9 protein-coding genes are annotated in these 9,065 nt (G+C 60.0%); 5 read left to right on the top strand and 4 right to left on the bottom strand.

The features are described from left to right. The first annotated feature begins 71 nt into the window (after positions 1-71). Together TK42_RS03280 and TK42_RS03285 are read left to right on the top strand one after the other, a co-directional pair. Entirely contained in the window at positions 72-2,723 is a 2,652-nt protein-coding gene (locus tag TK42_RS03280) for a sensor histidine kinase KdpD (RefSeq protein WP_103733587.1), read from the top strand. A gap of 46 nt (positions 2,724-2,769) precedes the next feature. Next, the gene (locus TK42_RS03285) at positions 2,770-3,459 is read left to right on the top strand and encodes a response regulator (RefSeq protein WP_078820683.1); all 690 of its coding nucleotides are present in this window, start codon (positions 2,770-2,772) and stop codon (positions 3,457-3,459) included. A 102-nt stretch (positions 3,460-3,561) separates the two neighbouring features. Here the strand turns inward: TK42_RS03285 and TK42_RS03290 are convergent, their stop codons facing one another. Next, complete coding sequence (locus tag TK42_RS03290) at positions 3,562-4,599, bottom strand: patatin-like phospholipase family protein (RefSeq protein WP_005786353.1); 1,038 nt, start codon at positions 4,597-4,599, stop codon at positions 3,562-3,564. Positions 4,600-4,804: 205 nt separating this feature from the next. Here TK42_RS03290 and TK42_RS03295 point away from each other — a divergent pair, with 205 nt between their 5' ends. From TK42_RS03295 to TK42_RS03305, 3 genes are all read left to right on the top strand, one after another. Then, positions 4,805-5,083, top strand: a complete 279-nt coding sequence (locus tag TK42_RS03295; RefSeq protein WP_103733588.1) for a hypothetical protein — start codon at positions 4,805-4,807, stop codon at positions 5,081-5,083. A gap of 44 nt (positions 5,084-5,127) precedes the next feature. Then, positions 5,128-5,889, top strand: coding sequence for a CHAD domain-containing protein (locus tag TK42_RS03300; protein WP_005786356.1), 762 nt, complete (start codon positions 5,128-5,130; stop codon positions 5,887-5,889). 89 nt (positions 5,890-5,978) lie between these two features. Further along, entirely contained in the window at positions 5,979-6,776 is a 798-nt protein-coding gene (locus tag TK42_RS03305; protein ID WP_032877154.1) for an acyl-CoA thioesterase II, read from the top strand. Positions 6,777-6,782: 6 nt separating this feature from the next. Here TK42_RS03305 and TK42_RS03310 read toward each other — a convergent pair whose 3' ends face one another. From TK42_RS03310 to TK42_RS03320, 3 genes are all read right to left on the bottom strand, one after another. Continuing rightward, on the bottom strand, positions 6,783-7,145 hold the full coding sequence (locus TK42_RS03310) for an Mpo1-like protein (protein WP_005786360.1): 363 nt from the start codon (positions 7,143-7,145) through the stop codon (positions 6,783-6,785). 123 nt (positions 7,146-7,268) lie between these two features. Beyond that, the gene (locus TK42_RS03315; RefSeq protein ID WP_103733589.1) at positions 7,269-7,694 is read right to left on the bottom strand and encodes an Imm50 family immunity protein; all 426 of its coding nucleotides are present in this window, start codon (positions 7,692-7,694) and stop codon (positions 7,269-7,271) included. Continuing rightward, on the bottom strand, positions 7,691-9,065 hold a 1,375-nt coding region (locus TK42_RS03320; RefSeq protein WP_177464407.1), incomplete at its 5' end, for an RHS repeat-associated core domain-containing protein. The genes TK42_RS03315 and TK42_RS03320, both read right to left, overlap by 4 nt.

The raw sequence follows: 9,065 nt of genomic DNA on the forward strand, positions 1-9,065 counted from the left end.
GTGGGAGGGGGCTTGCTCCCTCCCACAGTTGATCTTCATTGACCTGAAAATACCTGTCTGAAGGAACCCGTATGAGCGACTCCGGCCGCGCCGATGCCCTGTTAGCCGATCTGCCCCGGGCTGGCCGTGGCCGGCTCAAGGTCTTCCTCGGCGCCGCGCCTGGCGTGGGCAAGACCTACGCCATGCTCCAGGCGGCCCACACCCAACTGCGTCAGGGCGTACGGCTGATTGCCGGGGTGGTCGAAACCCACGGCCGCGCCGAGACCGAAGCCTTGCTCAGCGGCCTGCCGCAACAACCGCTGTTGCGCAGCGAATACCGCGGCGTGATGCTCGAAGAAATGGACCTCGACGGCCTGCTCGCCGCCAAGCCCAAGCTGGTGCTGGTAGACGAACTGGCCCACAGCAACGCTCCCGGCAGCCGTCATGAAAAGCGCTGGCAAGATATTCAGGAATTGCTCGCGGCCGGTATCAATGTGTTCACCACGGTCAACGTCCAGCACCTGGAAAGCCTCAATGATCAGGTGCGTGGCATCACCGGCGTGCAAGTGCGCGAAACCCTGCCGGACTGGGTGCTGCAAGAGGCCGACGAACTGTTGCTGATCGACCTGCCATCGCGCGAACTGCTCGAACGCCTGCGTGACGGCAAGGTGTATGTGCCCGAACAGGCGCGTGCGGCTATCGATGCGTTTTTCACCCAGACCAACCTCATGGCCCTGCGCGAACTGGCGATGCAAACCGCCGCCGCCCACGTCGACGATGATCTGGCCCAGGGCTATCGCCAACTCGGACAGGCCGCGCCGGCGGTACGTGGGCGTTTGCTGGTGGGCGTGGATGGCGATGCGCAAGCCGAACGCCTGGTGCGTCATGCCAGTCGCGTGGCCCAGCGTCGGCATTTGCCTTGGAGCCTGGTGCACGTCGACAACGGCCGAGCGCGGGATGAGCAATCGCGCCTGCGTCTGCAGAACGCCCAGCAACTGGCGGAGCGGTTGGGCGGCGAAGTGGTGTTACTGCGGGCCGGGGAGGTCGCCAAGACCCTGATCCAGCACGCCGCCGAACGCCGTGCCAGCTTGTTGCTGGTGGGGCAGTCGCGGATGCGCTGGCGCCGGCGCTTGTTCGGTGGTGGCTTGGCGGCGCGGCTGTTGCGCAATGCCCGTGGCCTGGAAATCAATGTCCTCGACAGCGATGACATACCGGCGCCGCCACGCTTGCCGGATGTGCGCGGGTTGGTGTGGTTCGATTACGCTTTGGCGGTGGTTGCCACGGTGGTTGCTGCGGCCGTGGCTTGGGCCGTGTCCAGTGTGTTGCCGCTGCCGAATATCTCGCTGGTGTTTCTCGCTGCCGTATTGCTGGTGGCGGTGCGCAGCAGCCTGGGGCCGTCGCTGGTATGCGCGGCGCTGTCGTTCATGACCTACGATTTTCTGTTTATCCCGCCGAACTTTTCTTTCGCCATTCAGCGCGAAGAGGATGTGCTGACCCTGCTGTTCTTCCTGCTGATGGCAGCCCTGACCGGCAACCTCGCCGCGCGCCAGCGCCGCCAGCTGCAGGCGTTGCGCGATACCCAGGAAGAAACCAGCGAGCTGCTCGACCTGTCGCGCAAGCTCACGGCGGCCACCGATCGCCAAGCCGTGATCAGCGCCGCCGCCCACCATCTGCAAGGCTGGCGCGATCTTGACTTGTGTCTGGTCAATCGCGACGGTCAGGGCGGCTGGACGGTCGAGACCGGTGGCCCGCTGACCCTCACCGAAGCCGAACGCGCTGCCGCCGATTGGGCCTGGCAGCATGATCAGCCTGCCGGTATGGGCACCGGCACCTTGCCGTTCGGACGTTGGTGGTGGTGGCCGTTGTCGGGTGAAGAGGGGCCGCTGGGCTTGCTCGGTGTCAGCGCCAAACCGGGCCTGGAGTTGAGCGGGCAACGCCGACGTTTGCTCACTGCCTTGAGCCAGCCACTGGCCCAGGCGCTGGCGCGGGCGCAGTTGGGGCAAGAGTTGGAGTCGGCGCGTCTGCACGGTGAAACCGAACAACTGCGCAGCGCCTTGCTGGCGTCGGTGTCCCACGATTTGCGCACGCCGTTGACCTCCATGCGCGGCAGTATCGATAGCCTGCTGGCCCTCGGCGAAGCCATTCCCATGGAGGATCGTCGCGAATTGCTTGAAGGCACCCGTGATGAGGCCGAGCGCCTGGACCGCTATATCCAGAACCTGCTGGACATGACGCGGCTGGGCCACGGCGCGCTGAAACTGGCGCGCGATTGGGTGTCGCCCGGTGATATCGTCGGCAGTGCCCTCGGGCGTTTGCGCGCGGTGCTGGCGCCATTGCAAGTGAGCACCGAGGTGCCGTCGGAACTGCCCTTGTTGTATGTGCATGCGGCGTTGATCGAACAGGCGTTGGTCAATGTGCTGGAAAACGCCGCCCGATTTTCGCCGCCCCAGGGTCGCTTGCAGTTGCGCGCTGGCGTGCAGGATGAGCAGTTGTTTTTTGCCGTGGCGGATGAAGGGCCGGGGATTCCCGAGGAGGAGCGTGCGAAGATTTTCGACATGTTCTATACCGCTGCCCGCGGTGATCGGGGCGGGCAGGGCACCGGCCTTGGCCTGGCGATCTGTCAGGGCATGGTCGGTGCGCATGGTGGGCATATCAGCGTGGCCGATGGCATTGATGGGCGGGGTACCTGCATCACGTTGTTTCTGCCGCTACAATCTCAACCTGGCTTGGACACTGACCTTTGAATGGCTCCTGAATGGGGTGATTCTTTAACGAATTTTGACGGACACCATGAGCCAGACCGCGACGATTCTCGTCATAGATGACGAACCGCAGATCCGCAAATTCCTGCGCATCAGCCTGGCCTCCCAGGGCTATAAGGTGATCGAGGCCGGCACCGGCAACGAAGGCCTGGCGCAAGCGGCCCTGAACAAACCGGACCTGCTGGTGCTCGACCTGGGGCTGCCCGACATGGACGGCCAGCAGGTGCTGCGCGAGTTTCGCGAGTGGTCGACGGTACCGGTGCTGGTGCTGTCGGTGCGGGCCAGTGAAGGCCAGAAAGTCGAGGCTCTTGACGGTGGCGCCAATGACTACGTGACCAAGCCCTTCGGCATCCAGGAATTCCTCGCTCGGGTGCGTGCGTTGTTGCGTCAGGCACCGGCGGGAGAGGCCCAGGAAGCCGCCTTGAATTTCGGCCCGCTGACGGTGGACCTGGCTTATCGCCGCGTGCTGCTGGACGGTGCCGAAGTGGCGCTGACCCGCAAGGAGTATGCAGTGCTGGCGCAACTGGCCCGGCATCCGGGGCGGGTGATTACCCAGCAGCAATTGCTCAAGGACATCTGGGGCCCGACCCACACCGAAGACAGCCATTACCTGCGTATCGTGGTGGGGCACCTGCGCCAGAAACTGGCGGATGACCCGACGCAGCCACGGTTTATCGTGACCGAGGCGGGGGTGGGGTATCGGTTGCTGAATGCTTGAGTTTTTGTGGGAGGGAGCAAGCCCCCTCCCACATTTTGAGTGTATTCACAGATTAAAATGTGGGGCTTGCCCGCGATGAGGCCATCAGCAACACCCACGCGCTCAACTCTGCTCACTCTCATACCGATCCAACGTATCACTGGCGATCTCCCGCCCCAAGGCGATCAGCTCCGGCGCCTTGTAGAACTCGAAGAACCGGCACACTCGCTTCGGCACGTTGATCAGCACATCTGGCGGGTAGCCTGCGATCTTGTACTGCGCCAATGAGGTTTGCATCACCTCGAAACTCTGGTTGATCAGGTCCAGCAGCGACGCAGGCCCGACGTTATCGATGATGAACGAGCCGGTCGCCGACTTCGGTGCGCCGGCTTTTTCCGGCGCGGCAGCGGGTTGCTGGGATTCGGGTTCAGCCGACTCCAGCCACGGGTTGATCTCTGCTGCCTGGGCCTGCAAGGCTTCCTGTTCGAGCTTCATCAACTGCTCGGCCTGTTTACGGCGAAATGGCAGGTGCGATCCGAGTGATTTGGCCAGGCTGTTGAAGCGGCTCTTGAACGCCGGCGGGCGCTGGATCACCGGCAGCCGATAGTGCTTCTGGTTGGTGGCGTTGAGGTTGACCGCGATGATCAAGTCACAGTGGCTCGACACCACCGGCACGATAGGCAGGGGGTTGAGCAGACCGCCGTCCACCAGCATCCGATTGCCTTGCATCACCGGGGTGAACAGGCTTGGGATCGCCGCCGATGCGCGCATGGCCTGGTGCAGGCAGCCTTCCTGAAACCAGATTTCCTGTTGGTTGGTAAGGTCGGTGGCCACGGCGGTGTAGGGGATGCGCAGCTCTTCGATATTGATCTCGCCGACGATTTTGCGAATCTGCCCGAAAACTTTTTCGCCACGAATCGCACCCAGCCGAAAGCTCACATCTACCAGGCGCAATACGTCGAGGTAGTCCAGGCTTTCGATCCAGTTTCGATATTCGTCCAGCTTGCCTGCGGCATAGATACCGCCGACCACCGCGCCCATCGAACAGCCGGCGATACAGGCGATGTCATAGCCGCGTCGTTCGATTTCTTCGATCACCCCGATATGGGCGTAGCCCCTGGCTCCCCCGGAGCCCAGCACTAAGGCAACACGTTTTTTCATGTCCCAGTCCTTCGCAAAACAGGTGCCCACAATGCACCCATCCGGGGGGCGGCTTCAATCTTCGGTTATTTTTAGAGGATAACCTTTGCGCTCGGGTATGCTCTGGCAATAGGTACGACCGATTTCAGGCTAGGGACAAGGCACTTTTCCCTGTGGGCAACGTCTACAGGCTACGAATGATTTTGCTTATTTTGAGGTGTCATCAATGAAAGCCTGGATGTGTGTGCCTGTGATCGTGCTGGCCTTGGTCGGCTGTGCCGGCAAGACGGCCTACCGCGACAGCTGCGGTTCCCAATTGGATGCCGCCTGGAAAGAACTCGATCTGGCCAAGGCTGAAGGTTTTGCTGGCACCGTGAGCTACTCCAAGGCTCTGTCGCTATTGACTGGCGCCAAGACCCAGCAGCAGTTTGAAGCGTTTGAAGGGTGCTCCAACAAAGCCCAGAAGGCGCGGTTCTATATTCGTGAGTCTCGCGCCGGGCGTTGACCTGTAGCGGCGAGTAGGATTATTCATTGGAAAGTGAGGGCAGGATGTCAGCGCTGGTCAATCAGTTAGTCGCCCAGGTCATAGGCCTGGAAGTAGGGTTACTGAGCTGCCAGGCTCGCCTCGCCGCCGTCACTGACGATGAAGCCCTGCATGATTTGCGCACCACCGTGCGGCGCTTGCGCAGCTTGTTGCGGCCTTTACGCGGGCTGCCCGGTGTGGAACAGCTTGAATTGGCCGCCAGTACGGTTGGCCAATTGACCACGCCGCTGCGTGACCGCGAGGTCCTGGCGGCGTATCTGCATCAGCACGGTTATCACGAGGCGGCTGATCGGCGCCTGCGCCTGCAACCCGAGGCCTATCGCCATGTGGCGCAAAGCCCGGAACTGGCGCACCTGTTACTGATTCTGGATGCATTCCCACGCTTTATTCGCGCCTCCCAGCACCAGAAACTGCTCAAAGGCCTGCGCCCGCGCATCGAGAAACGCCTGGCCAAGCAATGGCAGAAACTCGATGAAGCCCTGAAGGATCCCGAGCATGATCGCCACCGCCTGCGGTTGCTGATCAAGCGCGTGCGTTACGCCGCCGAGGCTTACCCCGAACTGGACAAGCTATCCCCCAACGCCATGTCGCGATTGAAGAAAGCCCAAAGCGCCCTGGGCGACTGGCATGACTGCTGGCAGTGGCTGGCCCAGGCCGGGCAGCAGGCGGATCTGCAACCCTGCGTTGCCATCTGGCAGCGCACCATGCTCAAGGCTCAAGGGCAGGCTGACCGTGTGCTGGACAAACTCAGCGCCGATTGTTTTTAACGCGGTCCGGCTTTTGGCCGGAATGGGCGGTGTGCCGGTCCGTCTCGATGGTTAAGATTCCCCATCGATTTTCTTGATGTGAGGTCGCCATGCGCTTTAGTGATTTGCTCGACGCTGCCCGAAGCAACCCGTTGGACGTCACCATTCCTGCCGAATGGGCTCAGGGCCGTGCCACCTTTGGCGGCCTGGTCGCCGCCCTGCAATATGAGGCCCTGCGCGCGCAGGTGCCGGCGGATCGCCCCTTGCGCTCCCTGGCCATCACCTTTGTCGGCCCGGTCGCGCCGGATGTGCCCGCCAGTTATCAAGTCGAAGTGTTGCGCGAAGGCAAGGCCGTCAGCCAGTTGCTCGGCCGCGTGTTGCAGAACGGCGAAGTGGCGACCCTGGTCCAGGCCAGTTTTGGCGCGTCTCGAGCATCGGAAATTGACGTGGCGAGCGAAGCTCCGCCGGTATTCAAACATTGGGATGAATGTCAGGAGTTGCCCTACATCAAGGGCGTCACCCCTGAATTCATGCGCCATCTGGCGATGCGCTGGAGTGTCGGCGGCCTGCCGTTCACCGGTAACAAATCCCGCGACATGGGCGGTTGGGTACGGTTGCGCGGGGATGTGAAAGAAGAGCCACTGACCGAGGCGCATATCCTCGCCCTGGTCGACGCCTGGCCGCCGGCCCTGCTGCCACACCTGAAAAAGCCTGCGCCAGGCAGCACCCTGACCTGGACCATCGAGTTCATCCAGCCGCTGCAAGACCTGACCACCCTCGATTGGTGCCAATACCACGTCAACATCGAACATGCCCGCGACGGCTACGGCCATGCGGCCGCTGCGCTGTGGAGCCCGACCGGCGAGTTGATCGCCCTCAGCCGCCAGACCGTGGTGGTGTTCGCCTAAGCCCCTTCAGTGGTGGTGACGTTGCCGCCAGGCACGCCACCAGCCACCGCTCAACACAAAGCGCGGGAAGGTCACGAACTGCTCGACAACAAGGCGTTGCACCGCATCTTTACGGTCGCTGAACGGCTCACTGGCCTGGGCTTCCAGGCTGTGGCCGTGACGCTGCAACGCCAGGCCCGCCACGATGCCGACCACACCGATAGCCAAGCTGGCCAGGCTCAGGCTGAACACCCCTGAAACGATCAGCAGGAAACCGACGATAAACAGCGGCACGGCAATCAGGTGCAACGCCAGGTTGGTCGGGTGCTGATGGTTTTGTGGGTAATGACGCCATTGCCAGGCGGGGAGATTGGGGTGACGTTTGCCCATGATCGTGAGTCCTTTGTCCGTTGGAACAACTTGGACAGAGTTTAGGTGGGGTGGGCCGGGTCGGCGAATTGACGTTCGCTATAGCATTCATAGGAACGGTTGCGTAAATCACGTTTTTGATTTTTATAGAGTATTGTCTGCCCAGTCATAGTCTCCTGGTTCGGGGCTATTTATATAAACTGTCGGCCCTTCCATGGAGAGCCACTTGGCTTTGAGTTCAATAGAAGCGTTTTTTGAGTTTGCGGTGAGAAAAAAGTACCCGTTTTCTCGCTTTATATTTATTCTGAAAATCTCCCTGCGCGGGAGATTTACTATTTTTAAGTTGCTGATTTCGGAACAGCTCAGTGCAATTCTGCACGTGTTATATCCTTTGTTCTTCCATTTTTCAGGCAACACATCAGGGAAGTCTGGTATGTCAAAACCTATTCCAAAAGAGGGTTGGTCATTTTCTATGCCCAGTGAATGAATGTAAGCTTTGCCGATTTCAATTGGTTGGCTAAACACTTTGTTAAAAAATATAGTCCCGTCAAGATCGTTCCAGTGTTTCATTTTTTATCCTTGAATACGTAATGGTCTTTTGTTCCCGGAACGCTGCCGGTTCGCGGTGTATCAAATGGACGCAGATTGAAGTGAGCGCCTTGATTGCCCACTCCGTTTGGAGCGCCGAATTTATGCCCGGCTGAATGGTCTTGTATTAACACCTTGGATCCATCAGCCCTCGTATATTGGTAGACCCTCGTGTGAATAGGTTTTCCCGAGCTATCTAAAATTGCTTTTTCGTTTATATCTGACATTTTCACAATGCTGTATTGTTTCTTTATGCCAGACCTCGGGGCGGTAATTACATCAGGTTGTTGTGCCATCGGTATATTGGCGTCTCTTTTTGCTTCGCGGAACGCTCCTTTACGAGATATATTAGGTACTTCAGGTTCAACAGGTATAGCGCAGGTTGGGTTTTTCTTTACTGAGCCAGTGCAGCTAGCATTTAGTCCAAGGGGATCCACCCAACCCGTAGGATTGGGCACGTACTGGTACGCGTTGATCCCACCCGCCAACTTCACCGGATCCGGTGTCAGGTAACGACCAATATCCGGATTGTAGTAACGATGGCGGTTGTAGTGCAGCCCGCTTTCCTGGTCAAAATACTGCCCCTGGAAACGCAGCGGATTGTCGATTTTGCCTACGTCGAGCCGGGCGATCTGGCCGTAGGCGCGGTAGTGGGCGGACCAGACGATTTCGCCTTCAGGCGTGGTGAGTTCTTGCGGTGTGCCGAGGTGGTCGAGTTGGTAGTGGTAGGGCTTGGTCTCTTTTGGGCCGAAACCTTCCAGCAGTGTTAATGGGCGGAAGCTGTCGGGCTCATAGATGTAGCTGCGATGGCGTTCTGCGTGGTGCTCGGCAATCAGCTTGTCGCCTTGCCAGAAAAACTCGGTGGTCTCGCCATCCACGGTTTTGCTGACACGTCGCCCAAACGGGTCATAGCGATAACTAGCGGTTTCGCCGTTCGGTTTTGTGATGCTTATTAACCGATGCTGGCAGTCGTAGCGGTACTCAGTAACGAGTTGATGGCCCTTGCCGCGCCGTTCGCGGATCAGGTTGCCGAAGGCGTCGTAGTCGTAATGGCGGTCGCCCTGGATCATCAGGCGATTGCCGGCAACGATGTCCGGGCCGGGACGGTCTTGCATCAGCAGGTTGCCCGCCGGGTCGTGGGCGAAGCGCTCCTGGACGTCTTGGGAATGATCGGCGCGGGTTAGCCGGTTAAGCGGGTCGTAGCGATAGTCGTGCTGGCCTTTGCGGGTATCGAGCAGGCGGGTGAGGTTGCCGGATTTGTCGTAGTCGTACTGGCGCTGGTAAAGGTAGTTTTCCTGCTGCGTAACGGCGTGGGCGTGTAGGCGGTTTTGCTCGTCGTAGTGATAGTGGCTG

Source organism: Pseudomonas sp. GZJR-8 (genome assembly GCF_002916705.1).
Classification (GTDB): Bacteria; Pseudomonadota; Gammaproteobacteria; order Pseudomonadales; family Pseudomonadaceae; genus Aquipseudomonas; species Aquipseudomonas synxantha_A.